21 protein-coding genes are annotated in these 18,754 nt (G+C 52.8%); 12 read left to right on the top strand and 9 right to left on the bottom strand.

Translation table 11 applies throughout. From position 1 onward, the window contains the following. The first annotated feature begins 370 nt into the window (after positions 1-370). The 10 genes from istA (F6R98_RS09850) (at position 371) to F6R98_RS09805 (ending at position 9,752) form a co-directional block, all read left to right on the top strand. Positions 371-1,894, top strand: coding sequence for an IS21 family transposase (gene istA, locus F6R98_RS09850; protein ID WP_153250999.1), 1,524 nt, complete (start codon positions 371-373; stop codon positions 1,892-1,894). Between the two features lie 48 nt (positions 1,895-1,942). Then, positions 1,943-3,022, top strand: coding sequence for an IS21 family transposase (gene istA / locus F6R98_RS09845; RefSeq protein WP_194270021.1), 1,080 nt, complete (start codon positions 1,943-1,945; stop codon positions 3,020-3,022). Beyond that, on the top strand, positions 3,019-3,846 hold the full coding sequence (gene istB / locus F6R98_RS09840; protein WP_194270214.1) for an IS21-like element helper ATPase IstB: 828 nt from the start codon (positions 3,019-3,021) through the stop codon (positions 3,844-3,846). Before istA (F6R98_RS09845) ends, istB (F6R98_RS09840) begins: the two co-directional genes overlap by 4 nt. Positions 3,847-4,188: 342 nt before the next feature. Further along, positions 4,189-4,764, top strand: coding sequence for a recombinase family protein (locus tag F6R98_RS09835; RefSeq protein WP_153247653.1), 576 nt, complete (start codon positions 4,189-4,191; stop codon positions 4,762-4,764). A gap of 4 nt (positions 4,765-4,768) precedes the next feature. Further along, positions 4,769-6,421, top strand: coding sequence for an IS481 family transposase (locus tag F6R98_RS09830; protein ID WP_228125217.1), 1,653 nt, complete (start codon positions 4,769-4,771; stop codon positions 6,419-6,421). After that, positions 6,406-7,383, top strand: coding sequence for an ExeA family protein (locus F6R98_RS09825; protein WP_153247651.1), 978 nt, complete (start codon positions 6,406-6,408; stop codon positions 7,381-7,383). Before F6R98_RS09830 ends, F6R98_RS09825 begins: the two co-directional genes overlap by 16 nt. 415 nt (positions 7,384-7,798) lie before the next feature. Further along, positions 7,799-8,605 (top strand): IS21-like element helper ATPase IstB, encoded by an 807-nt coding sequence (istB, locus tag F6R98_RS09820; RefSeq protein ID WP_153248859.1) that lies wholly within the window; start codon positions 7,799-7,801, stop codon positions 8,603-8,605. Positions 8,606-8,961: 356 nt separating this feature from the next. Further along, on the top strand, positions 8,962-9,282 hold the full coding sequence (locus F6R98_RS09815) for a type II toxin-antitoxin system RelE/ParE family toxin (protein ID WP_153248858.1): 321 nt from the start codon (positions 8,962-8,964) through the stop codon (positions 9,280-9,282). Further along, complete coding sequence (locus tag F6R98_RS09810) at positions 9,279-9,566, top strand: helix-turn-helix domain-containing protein (RefSeq protein ID WP_153248857.1); 288 nt, start codon at positions 9,279-9,281, stop codon at positions 9,564-9,566. Before F6R98_RS09815 ends, F6R98_RS09810 begins: the two co-directional genes overlap by 4 nt. 6 nt (positions 9,567-9,572) lie before the next feature. Then, positions 9,573-9,752, top strand: a complete 180-nt coding sequence (locus tag F6R98_RS09805; protein WP_153248856.1) for a hypothetical protein — start codon at positions 9,573-9,575, stop codon at positions 9,750-9,752. A 105-nt stretch (positions 9,753-9,857) separates the two neighbouring features. Here the strand turns inward: F6R98_RS09805 and F6R98_RS09800 are convergent, their stop codons facing one another. Together F6R98_RS09800 and F6R98_RS09795 are read right to left on the bottom strand one after the other, a co-directional pair. Next, on the bottom strand, positions 9,858-10,163 hold the full coding sequence (locus F6R98_RS09800; protein WP_407079289.1) for a nucleotidyltransferase family protein: 306 nt from the start codon (positions 10,161-10,163) through the stop codon (positions 9,858-9,860). Positions 10,164-10,575: 412 nt separating this feature from the next. Continuing rightward, positions 10,576-11,190 carry a DNA-binding protein gene (locus tag F6R98_RS09795; protein ID WP_194270213.1) on the bottom strand — a complete coding sequence of 205 codons (615 nt, stop codon included), beginning with the start codon at positions 11,188-11,190 and terminating at the stop codon, positions 10,576-10,578. Between the two features lie 236 nt (positions 11,191-11,426). Here F6R98_RS09795 and F6R98_RS09790 point away from each other — a divergent pair, with 236 nt between their 5' ends. Then, complete coding sequence (locus F6R98_RS09790) at positions 11,427-11,786, top strand: hypothetical protein (protein WP_153248854.1); 360 nt, start codon at positions 11,427-11,429, stop codon at positions 11,784-11,786. Beyond that, entirely contained in the window at positions 11,783-11,989 is a 207-nt protein-coding gene (locus F6R98_RS09785) for a hypothetical protein (protein WP_153248853.1), read from the top strand. Before F6R98_RS09790 ends, F6R98_RS09785 begins: the two co-directional genes overlap by 4 nt. Positions 11,990-12,524: 535 nt before the next feature. Here F6R98_RS09785 and F6R98_RS09780 read toward each other — a convergent pair. From F6R98_RS09780 to purM, 7 genes are all read right to left on the bottom strand, one after another. Continuing rightward, positions 12,525-12,956 (bottom strand): hypothetical protein, encoded by a 432-nt coding sequence (locus F6R98_RS09780; protein WP_153248852.1) that lies wholly within the window; start codon positions 12,954-12,956, stop codon positions 12,525-12,527. Positions 12,957-13,067: 111 nt separating this feature from the next. Further along, a complete protein-coding gene (locus F6R98_RS09775) occupies positions 13,068-13,811 on the bottom strand; it encodes a metallophosphoesterase (RefSeq protein WP_153248851.1) in 744 nt (247 codons plus the stop codon). After that, on the bottom strand, positions 13,808-15,136 hold the full coding sequence (gene argA / locus F6R98_RS09770; RefSeq protein WP_153248850.1) for an amino-acid N-acetyltransferase: 1,329 nt from the start codon (positions 15,134-15,136) through the stop codon (positions 13,808-13,810). Before argA ends, F6R98_RS09775 begins: the two co-directional genes overlap by 4 nt. Positions 15,137-15,249: 113 nt before the next feature. Then, positions 15,250-16,419, bottom strand: coding sequence for an acetylornithine deacetylase (gene argE, locus F6R98_RS09765; protein WP_153248849.1), 1,170 nt, complete (start codon positions 16,417-16,419; stop codon positions 15,250-15,252). A 31-nt stretch (positions 16,420-16,450) separates the two neighbouring features. Then, entirely contained in the window at positions 16,451-16,858 is a 408-nt protein-coding gene (locus tag F6R98_RS09760) for a cupin domain-containing protein (protein ID WP_153248848.1), read from the bottom strand. 65 nt (positions 16,859-16,923) lie between these two features. Further along, positions 16,924-17,655, bottom strand: a complete 732-nt coding sequence (locus F6R98_RS09755; RefSeq protein ID WP_153248847.1) for a glycosyltransferase family 2 protein — start codon at positions 17,653-17,655, stop codon at positions 16,924-16,926. 32 nt (positions 17,656-17,687) lie between these two features. Next, positions 17,688-18,725 carry a phosphoribosylformylglycinamidine cyclo-ligase gene (gene purM, locus F6R98_RS09750; protein ID WP_407079309.1) on the bottom strand — a complete coding sequence of 346 codons (1,038 nt, stop codon included), beginning with the start codon at positions 18,723-18,725 and terminating at the stop codon, positions 17,688-17,690. Positions 18,726-18,754: the final 29 nt, after the last annotated feature.

Below are 18,754 nucleotides of genomic sequence, written 5' to 3'. Positions count from 1 at the left end.
CCTCCACATGATACGATTAATTTATGTATATCATATCTGATACGATACGGTATATCAAGTAATGATATGATATATTGATACGATTTTACATTCTCACCAAATGCGCGCGGCGCTGGTAGAATATTCATCGCCTTGATCGGGCAGGGTGCTTAAAGGTACAGCAGTACGACCGGGATCAACACGACGAGTTTTTTATCAGTGATGTCATTCAAAATGGTGGAGAAATTTTAAATGAATAAGTTTGCATTAATGTTTGCTGTTGTCGCTGACCGAAAACTGACCCAGTTAGAGGTGGTTTGCTGATTCAAAAGTGACCCAGGTGTTCTACTTGGCCTGTCCAATTTTTGGGCAGGAGATAAAGGTGATCACTATGGAAATGATAGGCAAGATTCGACGGATGTATTTACGCGACAAGATGTCGCTACACGAGATCGCTAGACGCACGAGTTTATCGCGCAACACGATACGCAAATGGCTAAGGGCGGAAGAGAAAGCAGTACCGCCGAAATACCGCAGGATAAAGGCGGACTGCAAGCTCAGCGCGTTTCACCCCACACTGGAACAAGCCCTCAAAGCGGATTCCCATCGCCCCAAACAGAATCGGCGCACCGCCAAAAATCTGTTTGCACAAATCAAGACGGATGGTTACACGGGCGGTTACAGCCAGGTGACTGCGTTCATTCGCAACTGGCGTGCTGACTCAGGCAAGAAGCCCCACGCCTTTGTGCCGTTGAAATTTGAGTTTGGCGAAGCCTTCCAGTTTGACTGGAGCGAAGAAGGGTTGGTAATTGGAGGCATTTACCGGCGCATACAGGTATCGCACCTGAAGCTGTGCGCCAGTCGGGCATTCTGGCTGGTGGCGTATCCGGGCCAAGGGCACGAGATGCTATTCGATGCCCATACGCGCTCCTTTGCGGCGCTGGGTGGCATTCCTCGCCGTGGCATTTACGACAACATGAAGACTGCCGTTGATCGCGTCAACAAAGGTAAGGGACGCGTGGTCAATGCGCGCTTTGCCGTGATGTGCGCGCACTACCTGTTCGATGCCGATTTCTGCAACGTGGCATCCGGCTGGGAGAAAGGCGTTGTCGAGAAGAACGTACAGGACAGTCGGCGGCGCATCTGGCTGGAAGCGCAGAACCAGCGGTTCGGTTCATTCGTCGAACTCAATGTGTGGCTGGGTGATCGCTGCCGGGCATTATGGGGCGAGCTGCACCATCCCGAGTACAAGGAGCTTAGCGTAGCCGACATGCTGGAGCAGGAGCGCGCGCACATGATGCCCATGCCGGTTCAATTTGATGGGTATGTTGAAAATCCGGCTCGTGTATCGAGCACGTGCCTGATCAATGTACAGCGCAACCACTACTCCGTGCCATGCGAGCTGGCGGGCAAGATGGTCAGCGTCCGGCTCTATCCCAATCAAGTCATCGTTGTGTCGGGTGACGCGTTTGTCGCCTGCCACGAGCGCCTGACAGAACGCGGACATGTTCGCTACGACTGGCAACACTACATCACGCTGATCGAACGCAAACCGGGAGCGCTGCGCAATGGCGCCCCGTTCGCAGACATGCCTGTACCACTCAGACAGCTCAGGCAGGGGCTGATGCGCGATCCGGGCGGAGATCGCTGCATGGCGCAGGTGCTGGCCGCCGTACCACGGGCGGGGCTTGAAGCCGTTATTGTTGCGGTGGAACTGGTCATCGAATCCGGCGTGCTGAGTGTGGAACACGTACTCAACGTACTGGGACGGCTGAATGCGCCGCCCCTTCCACCGAATGTGGAAACGAGTTTGCAGCTCAAGGATGTGCCGCTGGCCAATACCAGCCGATATGATGAACTGAGGCATGACGCTGATGTCACTGCCGGATGTAAATTGATACAGCGTGCCGATTGAAAACTGATACACCGAATTGAGAAGATCGGCTGCATTTGGAACGCAGCCGTGATCACTGACGAGGTGTATGTGGAAATTGAATTATTGAGAAAACACGGCTTGAGTTTACGCAAGATTGCCGAAGAGACCGGATGCGCGGTCAACACGGTACGCCGTCATCTTGCAAGCGATAGCCTGCCCCGATACGAACGCAAAAAGCAGCGCCCTACCAAGCTTTCGCCATTTGAAGCGTATTTACAGGAACGGCAGGCTGCGGCGCAACCGGCCTGGATACCGGCGACGGTGTTGTATCGAGAGATAGCCGCATTGGGTTATAGCGGCGGACAAAGTCAGCTACGTGCCTACCTGCATAGCCTCAAGCCCACATGCGCGGCAGAGCCGGTGGTGCGCTTTGAGACGGTGCCGGGCGAGCAGATGCAGGTCGATTGGGTCGAATTTCGTAAAGGCAGTAACCCGCTCTACGCCTTCTGCGCAACGCTGGGCTACAGTCGAGCCAGCTTTGTCGAGTTCGTCACGGACATGAAAGTGGAGACGCTGATCGCGTGCCATAACCATGCGTTCGACTCTTTTGGCGGTATTCCGCAACGGGCTCTTTACGACAACATGAAGACGGTGGTGTTGGAGCGCGACGCATCGGGTGAAGGTGAGCATCGTTTCCACGCTGGATTTCTCGATTATGCGCGGCATTGCGGTTTCGTTATAAAACTGTGTCGCCCTTATCGCGCCAGGACCAAGGGTAAAGTCGAGCGTTTCAACGGCTATCTGCGCCGCTCTTTTTATGTTCCGCTGGTGGCACAGCTCAAGCAGTCCGGGCTGACGCTGGACGTGGTCACTGCCAATGCTGAAGTGCGACGCTGGCTAAAAGACGTAGCCAATGAACGCATACATGGCACCACGCAAGTGCGTCCCTCGGAGCGCCTGGGAGAGGAACGCCTGCAAGAACTGCCCGCTCCCTGGCGCGGAGATATCCGCGCGGCGCGCCCGCAATCTGAGGCGGTGGTAACGGCGGCAGATCGTCCGGTCGTTGTTATCGAACGGATAGCGCAGGAAACGCCATTACAACACCCGCTCGCGGTCTATGACGGGCTTCTGGAGGCTATCCAGAGTGAAAGGGAGGTGGCGGCATGAACCTGCAACACGAAAGAATACAAACCCTGTGTGAATCGCTGAATCTGCCGTTCATAGCGCAGGGTTACCCGGCTGCCGCTCAGCAGGCCGCGCAACAGGAAAGCGCATATAGCGACTTTCTGGAAGACATGCTCAAAATGGAAGCAGCGGGGCGAACGGTAAGAAAACAGAGTCTATTTACACGCCTTGCCGGTTTCCCGGCGATCAAAACTCTGGAGGCGTTCGACTATGCCTTTGCCCCCGGAGTCAAACGCAGCCAGATTGACGAACTGGCAGGGCTGGGTTTTGTCGAGCGTAACGAGAATGTCGTGCTTATCGGCCCGTCCGGTGTCGGTAAAACCCATTTGGCGATTGCCTTGGGATACAAAGCGGCGCAGGCTGGCGTTAAGACCCGCTTTACCACGGCAGCCGATTTATTGCTGACGCTGGTGGCTGCGCATACCCAGAATCAGTTGAAGGCCGTCATGCATCGGGCGATCAACGCTTACCACCTGTTGATTATTGACGAAATCGGCTACCTGCCGATGAATCGGGAACAGGCCAACCTGTTCTTTCAGGTCATCGCGGCGCGCTATGAAAAAAGCAGCCTGATTGTAACCAGCAACTTGCCGTTCGGACAGTGGGACGCGACCTTTGCTCAGGACGCAACGCTGACTGCCGCTCTGCTGGATCGCTTGCTTCATCACGCCCATATCGTGCCGATTGCCGGCGACAGTTACCGGTTAAAACATCAACGGGCAGCCGGTATGGTCAAGGCTAAATGTAACGACCCGCAATCGAAAACACATGAACCCGCAATCAGCGCATCGGCAAACCCAGATTAAGTGAGAATGAAAATAGCGCTCGACCCACATTATTTGAGAATGAGCCCGCAATCAACCGCACCGACCTGCAATCAACCGCGACCAACCCACATTATTTGAGAATGACCGCTGCACCCAAAAACGGCAGGCGGCGCTCAAATTCCTCCCTGACGCCAGTCAAGAAAACGAGGGTTTTCCTTACTGTTTCCGGCAACCATACAGATCATCGTAAAACAGCCCAAAACCAGTAAATAAATTCGGTAAGGAATACAACTTTAATTTATACTTCCTTCACACGAGTTTATTTACAACTCAGCCATGCCGCCCCGCCCTTTTTTCCATCACCGACGCATGAGTAGTGTAATGCTTATTGGTTATGCCAGGATTTCTACTGATGATCAGAACCTTGACCTGCAGCACGACGCGCTCACGCAGGCCGGCTGTTCCAAACAGTATGAAGACAAGGAAAGTGGGGCCAAGGCGGAGCGCCCCGGTCTGCTGACCGCTCTGGATGTGCTGCGTGACGGCGACACGCTGGTGGTCTGGCGGTTGGATCGGCTGGGGCGCTCCCTCAAAGACCTGATTGCCTTGGTCGAGAAGCTTGAGAAGCGCGGGGTTGCACTCAAAAGCCTGCAGGAAAATATCGACACCGGCAGTAGCGGCGGTAAACTGGTGTTTCATCTGTTTGGCGCGCTGGCTGAATTCGAGCGCAACCTGATCCGCGAACGCACCCAGGCAGGACTGTCAGCCGCCAGGGCGAGAGGACGAACCGGCGGACGTCCTAAGGCGCTGGATTCCAATAAGCGGCAACTCGCCATTCGCCTTTACCATGAACGCCAGCACAGTATTGATGAGCTCTGCCGGATGATGGGCATCTCAAAACCAACGCTGTATAGCTATTTGGCGGAAGCCGATGCCGACGCCATTCACGCGGCATAAGCAAATACCCATTGATTCCCTGCTGCAATTGCGGCAGCGGCTTGATCGTTTACCCCGCAAGAGTTCCGAGCGCGCGAATCAAATCGCTGCTGTCGCCACACTGTACGGTGTTTCGATTGCGACGGTCTACCGGGCATTAACCGAATTCAACAGACCACACGCAGCGCACCGTGCCGACCACGGTAAGCCGCGCATACTGCAAGCGTCTGAACTGGAGCGCTACTGCGAGTTGGTTGCCGCACTTAAATTGCGCACGACGAATAAGAACGGTCGGCATCTGTCCACCCGGCGTGCTATTGGGCTGTTAGAGGACTACGGCGTTGAGACCGCATTGGGTTTGGTGCGAGCACCCAAAGGACTACTGACACGCACGACTGTAAACCGGTACCTGTCCTTGTGGCATCTGGATCAGCCACGCCTGACGCGCGAGCCTGCCGCCGTGCGTTTCCAGGCCGAATGCAGCAACGATTGTTGGCAGTTCGATATGTCGCCTTCCGATCTCAAGCATATCGACAAGCCTGAATGGGTTGATCCTTCGAAGGGCCAGCCGACGCTCATGCTGTTTAGCGTGGTGGATGACCGTAGCGGCGTGAACTATCAGGAATACCGCTGCGTCTATGGTGAGGATGCAGAATCCGCTTTGCGCTTCCTGTTCAACGCAATGGCGCCGAAAGCCGATGCGGCGTTTCCCTTTCAAGGGATGCCAAAAATGATTTATTTAGACAATGGCCCGGTCGCCAAGAGCCGGGTATTCCAGAACGTCATGCTGGCACTGGGCATTGAGTGGCAAACGCATATGCCGGCAGGGAAAGACGGCAGGCGTACCACGGCTCGATCAAAAGGCAAAGTTGAGCGCGCCTTTCGCACCCTCAAGGAAGCCTATGAGACGCTGTATCACTTCCACAAGCCGGAAACCGAGCGGCAGGCCAACGAGTGGCTGTTGCGTCATCTGATCCATATCCATAATGCGCGCCGGCATCGCTCCGAACCCCACACGCTGATGGACGACTGGCTGAAGAATCTGCCGTCGGAAGGCGTGCGCGAGATGTGCGCCTGGGAACAGTTCTGCCGTTTCGCCCGCGAGCCGGAACGGCGCAAGGTCGGCATCGACGCCCGCCTCAGCGTTGGCGGCACCGAGTATGAAGTAGAGCCAGACATGGCGGGCGAGCGTGTGGTGTTACTGTGGGGCTTGTTCGACGACGAGCTGTATGTCGAGTTCAAAGGTGAACGCTTCGGCCCTTATCATCCCGTGTCCGGCCCGATCCCGCTACACCGGTACCGCAGCTTCAAACGGGGCAAAGCAGATGAACGCGCCGATCATATCCGCGCCCTGGCCGATCAGCTGGGTCTGCCTATCGCCGCACTGTCTGGCAACGATGTGAGACTTTCACCGCCGACGGCAGCTGCGGCAGCGCCGATACCGAAACAGCCTTTTAATGCCGAAGCACATGAGTATCACTTTCCCAGCGTCATTGCGGCCAAACTCGCCATCGCTGACGATCTCGCGCAACCGTTGGCGAAGCTACCACCAGAAGATCGGTCATTTATCGACCAGGTGCTGAGCGAAACGCTCGTGCGCCGTATCGTGCTGGAGCGCGTGCGCGATTACTTTCGACGCAACAAGAAAAAGGGAGACAAACCATGCGGGTTGACGTGATGAAACATTACGGCCTGACGGTGCCATTGAATCAGGCAGGCTACTACGAAACCAGTCATAACCAGCAGTTAATGAGCGATATTCGCGGCGCTATCCTCGATGGTCGGCTGGTGGCTTTGTCCGGCGTGATCGGCATCGGCAAGACCGTCATGCTGGAGCGTATTCGGCAGGCGCTGGAAGAGGAAAAGCACGTCATCGTGTCGCAGTCCTTTGCCATCGACAAGCGCGCCATCAAACTATCGACCCTGGTTACGGCGCTGTTCTACGACCTGTCTGGCGATAAACAAATGCGTGTGCCGACCGACATCGAGACCCGTGACAGGCAGTTGCACGAACTGATAAAAAAACGAAAACGCCCCGTCGCCCTGTTCATTGATGAAGCACACGACCTGAACACCTACACTTTGACCAGCTTGAAACGCCTGATTGAGCTTGCGCGGAGTGGCGGTGGCGGCGGTCGACTGTCGGTGGTACTCGCCGGCCACCCCAAACTGAGGAACGATCTACGTCGGCCCACGATGGAGGAAATTGGTCACCGCACCACACTCTTCTCCCTGGACGGCATCACCGGCAGCCAGCGCGAATATATCTATTGGCTGCTTGAAACGTGCACTGAAGGCCAGGTAGAAGCGGAGTCCATCCTATCTGAAGACGCGATCTACCTACTGTCCAGCAAGTTGCGCACGCCGTTACAGATAGAGGACTACCTGACTCAAGCCTTGACTGCAGGTTACCAAACCGGCGAAAGGCCTGTCTCCGTTGAGATCGTCAATACCGTATTGACGCGTCATTCAGACGATATTGAAGCGACACTGACGCGCAACGGCTACCGTATCAAGGATCTGGCGGAGCAGTTCGACGTCAAGCCGGCAGAAATCAGGGCGCTGTTCACCCAGACACTCGATCCAGTACGCACGAGTGAGTTGCGTGAAAAGATGTTGAAGGCAGGGCTGCCAATATGATGGATAATCGCACGCCGAATGATGTTAAAAAAACCCTCGTTTTCTTGACTGGCGTCAGGGAGGAATTTGAGCGCCGCCTGCCGTTTTTGGGTGCAGCGGTCATTCTCAAATAATGTGGGTTGGTCGCGGTTGATTGCAGGTCGGTGCGGTTGATTGCGGGCTCATTCTCAAATAATGTGGGTCGAGCGCTATTTTCATTCTCACTTAATCTGGGTTTGCCGATGCGCTGATTGCGGGTTCATGTGTTTTCGATTGCGGGTCGTTACAGCTAAAGGTGAGCCGACAACGATAGTGCCAGCGCGATAATGAATTAGGGGAGGTGTATCAGATTTAAATCGGCATTTCTTCAAAAACTGTATCAATTTTAAATCGGCATTGACAGCTGAAGCTCAACTTAATGCGGAGGAGATTGATCATGCGTTGTGATGTCACTGCTGAACTCAAGGATTTGCGGCTACATGGAATGGCCGGCGCATGGACGGACCTGATCGCACAAGGGGCAGCATCGACCGATTCGTCGAAATGGCTGATCGAACACCTGCTGCAAGCCGAAGCAACGGACCGGCACATGCGCTCAGTGAGAAACCAATTGAATGCGGCCAGGTTTCCGGTACATCGCGACCTGGCCAGATTCGACTTCGCCGCCTCCAAGGCTGATCGGCCGCTGGTAGAGCAATTGGCAACGCTATCATTCACCGAGACAGCGCAGAACGTGGTGCTTATCGGCGGGCCCGGGACAGGCAAGACGCATTTGGCGACCGCCATCGCGGTGTCGGGTATCACCACGCAGAGTAAGCGGGTGCGATTCTATTCGACGGTCGATCTGGTCAATGCACTCGAACGCGAGAAACAGGATGGCCGTGCCGGGCGAATCGCCGCATCGTTGATGCGCATGGATGTGCTCATACTCGACGAGCTTGGCTATCTGCCGTTCAGCCAAACGGGAGGAGCCTTGCTGTTTCACCTGCTCTCGAAACTGTATGAGCACACCAGTGTGATCATCACGACGAACCTGAGCTTCTCGGAATGGTCGGGTGTATTCGGTGATGCCAAGATGACGACGGCGTTGCTGGATCGGCTGACGCATCACTGCCACATTGTTGAAACCGGGAATGAGTCATACCGGTTTCAGCACAGCAGCATGGCCGCGAAGGCCCGCATCAAATCGAGAGAGCAAACACGAAGAGGAGGCAAAAACGCAGCAGTAGAAGAGCCGTTCTAACCAGGCACGCGCGGGGAGTTCACTACGGTCTCCAAACTTCGTGAACTTCCCGCGCATCTAAAAACTTCAAATCAACAATCTGGTAGACTTATCCACAGTTGCTGCAACACAAAACAGCAACAGGTCCTGGGTCAAAATTCAATCAGCACTCTGGGGCATTATTCAATCAGCGTTAACACCTTAGCGCTGGGCGTGGGATTTTGAAGGAATCCTGTAAATCCAATGACAAGGCGTCTAGTCATGTGTGGCGAGAAGTCCCATCTTCGAGCCAATCGGAGATGTCCGGTCAGGTTTCGCTAGAAATGGTGGCATGCTTTTGTTGGATTTTTATATAAATACTTGTATAATATTTTTTTATGAAAGACGCAATTTTTCTTGGTAGTGCCAAAGCCGATCTTCGCGCGTTTCCCGAAGACGCTAGACGAACTAGCGGTATTGAGTTGTTTCAAGTGCAAATGGGTCTTGATCCTTCCGACTGGAAGCCAATGCCGAGCATTGGCCCAGGTGTTCGTGAAATTCGTGTGCGTGAGTCCGGCATATTCAGGATCATATATTTGGCGTCCCGCCCGGAAGGTGTCTATGTTCTGCATTGCTTCCAAAAGAAAACACAACAAACTTCTCGTCAGGATATCGAACTGGCAAAAACTCGTTTTAAGCAGATTGGAGTTGAAAAATGACTGAAGTAGTGAAATCAGGTGAAAACCTGTTCCTTGCCTTGGGTTTTTCGCCCTATGAGGCGGAAATTTTGCAATTTCGCGCAGATTTAATGGCTCGGTTGCGTTTGTGGATTAACGAACAGCAATTGACTCAGACCGAAGCCGCCGAGCTATTGGGCGTATCCCAAGCTCGGGTTTCCGATCTGGTGCGTGGACATTGGAAGAAGTTTAGCATTGACATGTTGTTGACACTTGCAGGCAAAGCGGGCATTAAGTTCAAAATTACATTGGATCAGGCGGCCTAGGAATTTATGACTAACCGCTTACCATTGACCGATGAAACCGGCGAAGTCCGCCAGCTTACGGCTGAGGATGTGAAACACTTCAGGCCGGCATCAGACGTGTTGCTGGAAATTATGGGGGCGGCGCTGGCCTTAGAAATGTTGCAGCCTAAAAAATTGGCCGTCCCGATGTCAGAGACATCAAAATAGTCAAGCAGAGTACGCCTAGATGACTAAAAGTTGGCCGCATAACCTGTAAAGCTTTCGTAGAAAATAACCTTATTTTTTGGGGTATAAGGCGTTGCTGGTCGCGGGTCATACGGGGCGAGCCTCCGCGAGCACCGTGGCCCGGAAGTTGTCGGGCAATGCGTTGGGCGTCAGCACGTCCACCGGCATGTCGAGCAACTTGCCGAGTTCGTGGCGGATTGCGCCGATGTCGAATAAGGTCGTGTCCGGCGTCGGATCAATCAAGATGTCCAAGTCACTGCTATCGGTGTCCTGGCCGCGCAGGACAGAGCCGAACACCCGAGCATTGCGGGCGCGGTGAGACTCGACCACATGCCGGATCGCAGCACGGTTCGAGGCCAAGGCTTCAGAGGGCTTCATGTCTTCTTCTCCCATAACAAAATCCGGTTTTACACCAAAATAACGGAGTCCGGTTCAGACGCCCTAAACACACTCAAATCCGGATACCCATTTTTTGCTGTCCCAACTTGGGACAGCCGTTTTAATGGTAAGGGTAGCGTTTTTTATTTAAGCATTCCGTCATAGTTCCTCATGCTGTAGCCTCCGCTTTGACGTGGACGTGTAATCGGTGACAAGCCGCGCCACATATGGGGCTACCATGCTCATTGTGTAGATTCAGCTTTGACATGACTGGTCTCGTTGGCCGGGTCGTTGTTTGCATGTGTGACTGTTTTTTGTTTGGCTTTTTTTGACATACCGCCGTTAGCACTGGCCGGTTTTTTCAATGTCTCGATTTCCCGCGCCGCTGCTTCGAGTCGGGCCTGACAAGCCTGCTCTGCGATTCTGGCTATCTCCGTTCCTTGTTCGCTTTTATTGTGCGCTCCTGCTCCTGATCTATCCGCGCCCACATTTCGTTGAGCTGTACTGCTAGTCCCTCGGCTTTGCCTGTCGCGGTCGCTGCCTCGACTTTCAGCGCTTCAACTTGGTCTCTCAATATCTGGTGTTCTGTTTCCTGCTGTTTGATCTGTACGGCCATTGCGTCTGTTTTCCCGGCGCCGACTGCAAGCGCTTTTGTTAGCGACTCGATCACTGCCTTTTGCTCTTCGATTTCCAAGGAAAGCCTGTTATTTTCCTCGGTCAGCTCGTCGCGTTCGCTTTTTACCTGGGCAATTTCCATATCCAGATCAGCGCGATTGCTGCGCACTTGCCGCGCGATCTCCTCCATAACGGCCAGTTGCACATCAGCCGCCAGTGTTGTGCTTGTCGGTATAGCAGGCGTTTTGCTTTCGTTCCACTCTTTTAAATGAGCCTGAATCGTTCCAAGGCTACCGCTCCCCAGTCGTTCACGTATTCCGCGCAGGGTAGGGCGTCCACCTTCCGCTACGATCTGTTCTGCAATTGCCACAACCCGCTCAAAGCTGACGCCTGCACGTCCGGGCCTTAACTCTATAACTGCGTTCATAATACCCTCTACATGATATGAATAATTTATGTATATCATATCTGATACGATACGGTATATCAAGTAATGATATGATATATTGATACGATTTTACATTCTCACCAAATGCGCGCGGCGCTGGTAGAATATTCATCGCCTTGATCGGGCAGGGTGCTTAAAGGTACAGCAGTACGACCGGGATCAACACGACGAGTTTTTTATCAGTGATGTCATTCAAAATGGTGGAGAAATTTTAAATGAATAAGTTTGCATTAATGTTTGCAGCCGTACTGTTATTTTCATGTATCGGTGTCGCACAAGCCAGCCAAACCGATACAGTTAAAACGATGGAAGAACTATTGAACGATGGCTTTGAGGTTAAATCTTCAAACATGCCTGCAATGACTACTGCGTTTATTCTGTTTTTACAAAAGAAAGAATTGCTTTTTATGTGTTCATTCCTTCTTAATAAAAATTCTATAAATATGGATCCTTGTGTGCAGGTAAAACAAACGGTCGGTGCACCCAGCGCATCCAGCGCCATTGAGCAAAAGCTCGACCAAAAGCGCAAGTCTGCTAATATACTTGACTTGCCAGATCAACCGCGCAAGCCATGAAATATGCATCGGAACACATGAAAAAAGCCCATGAAGCTGCCGAGTATGACAAGTGGTTCCGCGAGCAGGTCGAGCTTGCCATCAAGGAAGCGGATGCGCCGGATGCAGTCTGGATTTCACACGAAGAAGTTAAAAAGGATATGGCGATACAGCTCGCCTCGCTTCTGGCGCGCATTGAGAGCCACTCTTCCGGCTCCTTTTGATCTTGATTGAGTTATCCACAGACGCCGGTGTTTAATTGCAGAGACTAATTGAAAAATCTAATTGATAGATTTTTGGGGTATATAGAGAAGGGGGGCCGATGATTTACAGTCGGGGGGACCGATGATCGACAGTTGGGGGACTGATGATCGACAGTCGGGGGGGGGCGATGATCGACAGTCGATGGGACCGATGATCGAACAGTTGGGGGGACCGATGATCTACAGCCGGGGGGACCGATGATCGACAGTTGGGGGGACTGATGATCGAGACAGTCGGGGGGACCGATGATCGAGCTATAAATACGGCATTTTTCATGATAGTCACAACACCCTGTTTGAAAGTGCTGGCGAAGCCAGACCGGTATGCGGCGGCTGTCGCATAGAGGCGCATAGGATGAAGGTATATTTCATCCGGCTCGCCAGCGCTGTTCCTTCGTGCTCGTCGGAGCATCAACGCGCCGTAACGCTTTCGACTTCGAGCTTGAATAGAATAGACTGAGGTAGGGCGCTGGAGAAATACCGCTCTGTGGTGGAATTACCACCCTCTAACCAGCCGCTTTTTTCTGTTTGCGTATCTTTTGATTTTGACTGTTAGCCGTTCGAATCGCTGCAACATTCGATACGCCCATGATCCGGTTATCTGATCTTGCTCGGCTTTCAGCGCAAGAAATCGATCGATAACCAGCTTATACTTGTTGAGCCAGTCCGGTGTGATATTGACTTTAAGCCGTTTGTTCCTTAAAACTCCATCGCGTGTAAATTCCCAGCCGCGCCACCCTGGATAGTTTATTTTTTTGGAGTCGTAATACCACAAAAGGCGCGTCGCCATGAGCGGTGCGCCTTTACTGTCCCAGTTCTGTACACTGCGTTCTGTTACGCCGCACAGCTCTGCGGTTTTCTCTAGGCTAATACCCAGCTTGATGCGTAGCTTGTAAAAATCGGATTTTTTACGCTTTCGCTTAGCCATGCTCTTTGCTTCCTATAGGTTTTTCGGAAGCGCGATTTTATCAACCTAGCTACTTCGCATAATGTATATTATGTTAAATAATGTAACCGATTGGCTATGGGCCGTCATCTGTCATACCCTGACGATACCCGTTTCCATATGTCCGTTCCCGTATAAATCTATCCAGCGGAAACCGGGAGCAATGGGGTCGAGTGCGAATTGAGCGCTTTTAGGGAGAAACTGCGCGCACGTCGATGGGCAGGCGAGAAAACGGATTCCGCGATAATGGATATCCAGTTCCTGGTGTACGTGTCCGAAGACGACTGCCTTGATTTGATCGAAAGAAGCCAGGCAGTTCAGCAGATTATCGGCATTGTCGATACGCATGGTATCCAGCCACGGGCTTGCTACGGAGACGGCGGCATGATGCATGAAAATCAGGCATGGCGTATTGGGAAACTCGTGCAGCCATTCGCCGATATGGAGCAGATCCGATTCCTTGATACTTCCTCCTGGCGAATCGGGAAGCGTAGTATCCAACAAGATGACATGCCACCCTGCCCTGCGTATCCGTTGTGGACAAGGAAGAGATGCCCGCATACGCGGAGCATCGTCATGATTTCCGGGTAAACAGCAAAACTCCAGCCCGGTTCGCTGCAAAATTAAACCTAGGCGATCGTAACTGGCAGCGCTGCCGTCCTGCGACAGATCACCGGTTGCGATCAGCAGGCCGTCCGGCAACGCATATTCCCTCAGAACATTAAGAACGCTGCACAGGCTTTGATCGGTGTTTGTTCCATAAGTGAGCGTATCGGGGTCGGCGCACAGATGAAAGTCGCTGGCCTGCAGTACGCGTAAAACGGGTGGCGTGTTCACTGGCTCAGCGCTTTAATCAATATAGCGGAATTGCGCCGGTAATCATAGGTGCTTTGCTTTTGCCGAGGCAAGACATCCACGGCGGCAAGGCTGAAACCCATTTCACGAAACCAATGCAATGCCTGCGTGGTAAGAACAAACAATATGCCGATACCGAGTACGCTTGCCTTCAGTTCGAGATAGCGCAACAGACGCTCACCTTGCGTTTCACTGCGATAATCGGGATGTATGGCAAGACACGCCAGTTCGGCCATGTTGTCTTCCGGGAAAAGATGCAGCGCTGCGCAACCGATGATACTGCCGTCGCGCTCTATTACGCTAAAGTTGCCAATGTCGTATTCCAGATCTTTTTGTGAACGTTTCAGCAGGATGCCGGTTTCCTCCAGCGGACGAATGAGTTCCAGCATTCCCTGCAGATCATCGATATGCGCGGCGCGCATTTCTTCGAACGGCGAAGCACTGATCAACATTCCCTGCCCGTCGCGGGTAAACAGCTCCAGTAAAATGGCGCCATCCACGCTCCGGTTCAATAAATGCACGCGCTTTACGCCGGCTTCTATTGCTTCCACAGCCAGTTTGAGATGGTTAACGACGCCTTCCGGCAGCATTTCCTGTTTGAGCAATAAACGCTCAGCCTCCATAACCGTCAATTCACGGATGGCGCCGCTGCCTTGTTTTTTGTAAACCTGATCGGAAAGCAGCAACAGTTTATCGGCATTCAGCGCGATAGCCGTCTGTTTGGCTACGTCCTCCGCGCGTAAATTGAAAATTTCGCCGGTGGATGAATAGCCAAGCGGTGACAACAACACCATATCGCCGCAATCGAGTTTTTCGCATATGGCCGCATCATCGATTTTACGTACGCTTCCGGTATACTGGTAATCGATACCGTCAATCACGCCCAATGGCCGCGCCATTACCACATTGCCCGATGACACACGCACACGCACTCCCGCCATCGGAGTGTTGATGAGGCTTAGCGACAGCATCGCTTCAATTTCGACGCGCACCGTACCGGCAGCTTCCTTGACACATTCCAGCGCGTCGGCGTCGGTGACGCGCAAATTTTTATAATAGCGCTGTGGAATTCCCCGCAAAGCCATGCGCGCCTCGATTTGAGGGCGTATGCCATGAACCAGCACCAGACGTATCCCCAAGCTGTTCAATAACGCAAGATCGTTGACCAACCCTGAAAACGAAGCGTCGGCAATAACTTCGCCGCCAAAAACTACAACTACGGTCTTGCCGCGATGAGCGTGAATATAGGGAGATGAGTGACGGAAACTGCTGACAAATCCAGCAGCATTAAAACCAGATGAAAACATGGATTATCTCTAACCGAAGTATGAATTGATGCGCTATGCAGCTACGTCGCGGACAACACAAAAAGCATTTCACCCAAGGAGCAAAAGCGCCAGAATTTTCTTGAACTGGTTTTTCATCGCACTTCAATACAAAATCTATGAATTAACTGCTGTAATATGTTTATCGCCGGTTGAATCTGGGCTACTTCAAGAAATTCATCCGCCTGATGCGCTTGCGCTATGTTTCCAGGCCCAAGAATAATTGTTTCAAGACCGGTCCGGGCTAATAAAGGCGCTTCGGTACCGAAAGAAACCGATGCGGAATCTTGTCCGGTATAATACTCGCAGGCTTTTACAATATCGGCATCTTGAGATGTTTCGAAAGGTGGAAGTCCGTCGAATAACGGACGGGTTTCAATTCGCAATCCGGGGAAATCTCCCAGTAGCGAATCCAGCCGCGCATTCATCCGTTCGCGCAACTCGTTCAGGTCCATGCCCGGCAACGGGCGGATATCGATTTGCAGTTCGCAATGACCGCAGATTCTGTTGGGGTTATCGCCGCCCTTTAATACGCCGAGATTCAACGTAGGCGTTTCGACCTGGAATGCCGGATTACGGTATTGAGTTTGCAATTCCGCTCGCCACGCCAGCAGTTCGCCAATGACGCGATACATGCCTTCAATAGCGTTTGCGCCTAGAGCCGGGTCGCTGGAATGTCCGGATTGACCATGGATATGTATGCTTTCCATCATCACGCCTTTATGCGTGCGTATCGGCTTGAGTCCTGTCGGCTCTCCGATTACGGCGTAACGCCCCAGCCTCATGTTTTCGCCTAGCAGATGTTTGGCGCCGGACATCGATATTTCTTCGTCCGCAGTGGCCAGTACGGTCAAGGGTCGCCGCAACTTCGCCGCATCGATCCCTTGCGCGGCGTTAAGCGCGATGGCGAGAAAAGATTTCATATCGCAACTACCCAAACCGTAAATACGGTTCTCGGCCTCCTCTCCTGCGAAAGGGCTCTTGCTCCATTTGCCTTCGTCAAACGGCACGGTATCGGTATGTCCTGACAGCACCAGTCCTTCTCCGCTGCCTGTACCGCCACCGAGCGTCGCAATCATGTTGCGTTTACCCGGTGCTACCGTTTGCTGGCTGACTCGGAATCCAGCCGCCGAATACCAGTCGGATAACAAGTCGATCACCGCTGCGTTGGACATGTCCAACGCAGCATCGGCAGAGCTGATAGACGGCGTGGCTATCAATTCGCGTATCGATCTGATTAATGGCGGTAGCTTCGTTGTTTTCACTGTTCAGGACGAAAAGAGTGCGCCGCGTGCGCTATTTTTGTTGTACCGGCGCAGCTTCGACCGCGACAGCCGGCGTCAATTCGACCGCCAATAACTCAGCCTCTTCCGAGCCTACGTTTTCAATACGCATCCAGCGCCCGCTTTCCCAGAAAACACCGGTCGGTCCATAAACATGGGCCTCAGCACCCTCTTCAATTTTGACTTGTCCCTTCACCACATAGCGAGGCCCGGGGACTTCGTGTATATATAGCGGCGAATTAAAGCCGGGGGGCAGATTAATGCGCACGACGCGGGTTTTAAGTTTGTTGGAATGCAACTCCAACTCATGCTCAAGCAAGTTTTGTGTCGGAGCCCCGGGTGGGGAGAACTCTGCCGCAAAAGCCGCGTGCCTAAACAGGGCGAACGATACAATAATCAACTTGGCAATTTTGTCTATCACTTATGGATTACCATGAAATTAATGAGTAACTACTAAAGGGATACCACTATTCAGCATGGTCACAGCTATTGTTTCTGCACTACTTCTTCAACAATGGGTATGTGGGCCCTGCTCTGCAGCCACATAACGCCTAGAATATCCACAATTCCAACCCACAGACGGTTCCAGGTCCCGTATTTCGATACGCCGGCAAGCCGGGCGCGGTGATTGACCTCAACCGATACAACGCGGCCACCGGCTCTTTGCGCCAGTGCAGGTAAAAAACGATGCATATGATCGAAATACGGCAACAACAGAAACAGCTCTTTCGAAAATACTTTCAGCCCGCATCCGGTATCAGGGGTATTGTCGCCCAGTAACTTCGCACGCACGGCGTTGGCGATACGCGAGGAAATACGCCGCCACTCCGTGTCCTGCCGTTTTTTGCGATAACCGACCACCATTGCCAGCGCATGCTCCTTTTGAAGGGTTTCCAGCGCATTCAGCAACGCGCGAATATCAGCAGGATCATTTTGGCCGTCTCCATCCAATGTGGCGATGACGCCGCCCTTTGCATGACGGATACCCGTCAACAGCGCCGTACTTTGTCCATAGCCCCGGCGATGTTTAAGCACTCTTAACTGAGGTATATGTCTTGCAAGATCGATCAATCTTACATAACTATCATCGGTACTCCCATCGTCCACGTAGATGACTTCAAAGTCCAGAAAACCATCTAGGGTTTTGCAAATTTCTTCCAGCAATGGTTTCAGATTTTCGGCTTCATTATGTACGGGAACAACAACGGAAAGATTCATGAACGTATCTCTTGAAATACAACGTAAAAGTTTTATCTTGTGCACACGACCGGGGAATATTCAACCGAAGCCATCCCCTGTTTCGCAAAAACCTCCCCGATGAGGACCGGCTCCTCTCCTGACGCACGCAATGAATCCAGCGCCAAGGCGACATTTTCCGGCGCTACGCAAATAATCATGCCGATGCCGCAATTGAAGGTTTTCAACATTTCGTTATCGCTGATATTCCCGGCCTTCTGCAGCCAGGAAAATACGGGAGAGCTTAGCCAGGCGGAAGTGTCTATGCGTGCATGATGTCCATCGCGCAATACGCGCGGAAGATTTTCGGTAATACCACCGCCGGTGATATGGGCCAAGGCCCGCACCTCGAGCTTATCAAACAGCGTCAATAGTGATTTTACATAGATACGGGTGGGTTCCAGCAACCATTCCGCCAGCTTTTTCCCCTCAACCTCACTATTCAATGTTGCGCCTGAGTGCACCATAACTTTCCTTATCAGAGAAAAGCCATTGGAATGAGGTCCTGAGGAAGCCAAGCCGATCAGCGCATCACCTGTTTGCACGCGACCGCCGTCGATGATCGACTCCTTTTCGACTACACCGACACAAAATCCCGCCAAATCATACTCGCCTGCGCCATACATCCCCGGCATCTCAGCCGTTTCGCCGCCAACCAGCGCACAACCGGCCAATTCACAGCCCTTACCTATGCCGGCAACCACCGCCACCGCGACATCGACATTCAACTGCGCGCTCGCGTAATAATCGAGGAAAAATAACGGTTCGGCTCCTTGTACGACAATATCGTTTACGCACATCGCGACGAGGTCGATACCCACGCCTTCATGCCGTTCCGCTTCAATCGCCAGTTTCAGCTTGGTGCCTACGCCATCGGTGCCTGCCACCAGCACTGGATGACGGTACTTTTCGGTGGGAAGCTCGAATAATGAACCGAACCCTCCCAGTCCAGCCAATACCCCCGGTCGCCGCGTGCGCGCGGCGATAGGCTTGATTCTTTCGACCAGCGCGCTTCCTGCGTCAATATCGACGCCCGCGCTCTTATAACTCAAGCCATCCCGGGCCGAATGACCGGTCAGGT

This window comes from Candidatus Methylospira mobilis, assembly GCF_009498235.1.
GTDB lineage: Bacteria > Pseudomonadota > Gammaproteobacteria > Methylococcales > Methylococcaceae > Methylospira > Methylospira mobilis.
Note: the sequence above shows the minus strand (reverse complement) of the source record. Positions and strands in the feature narration are given on the sequence as shown.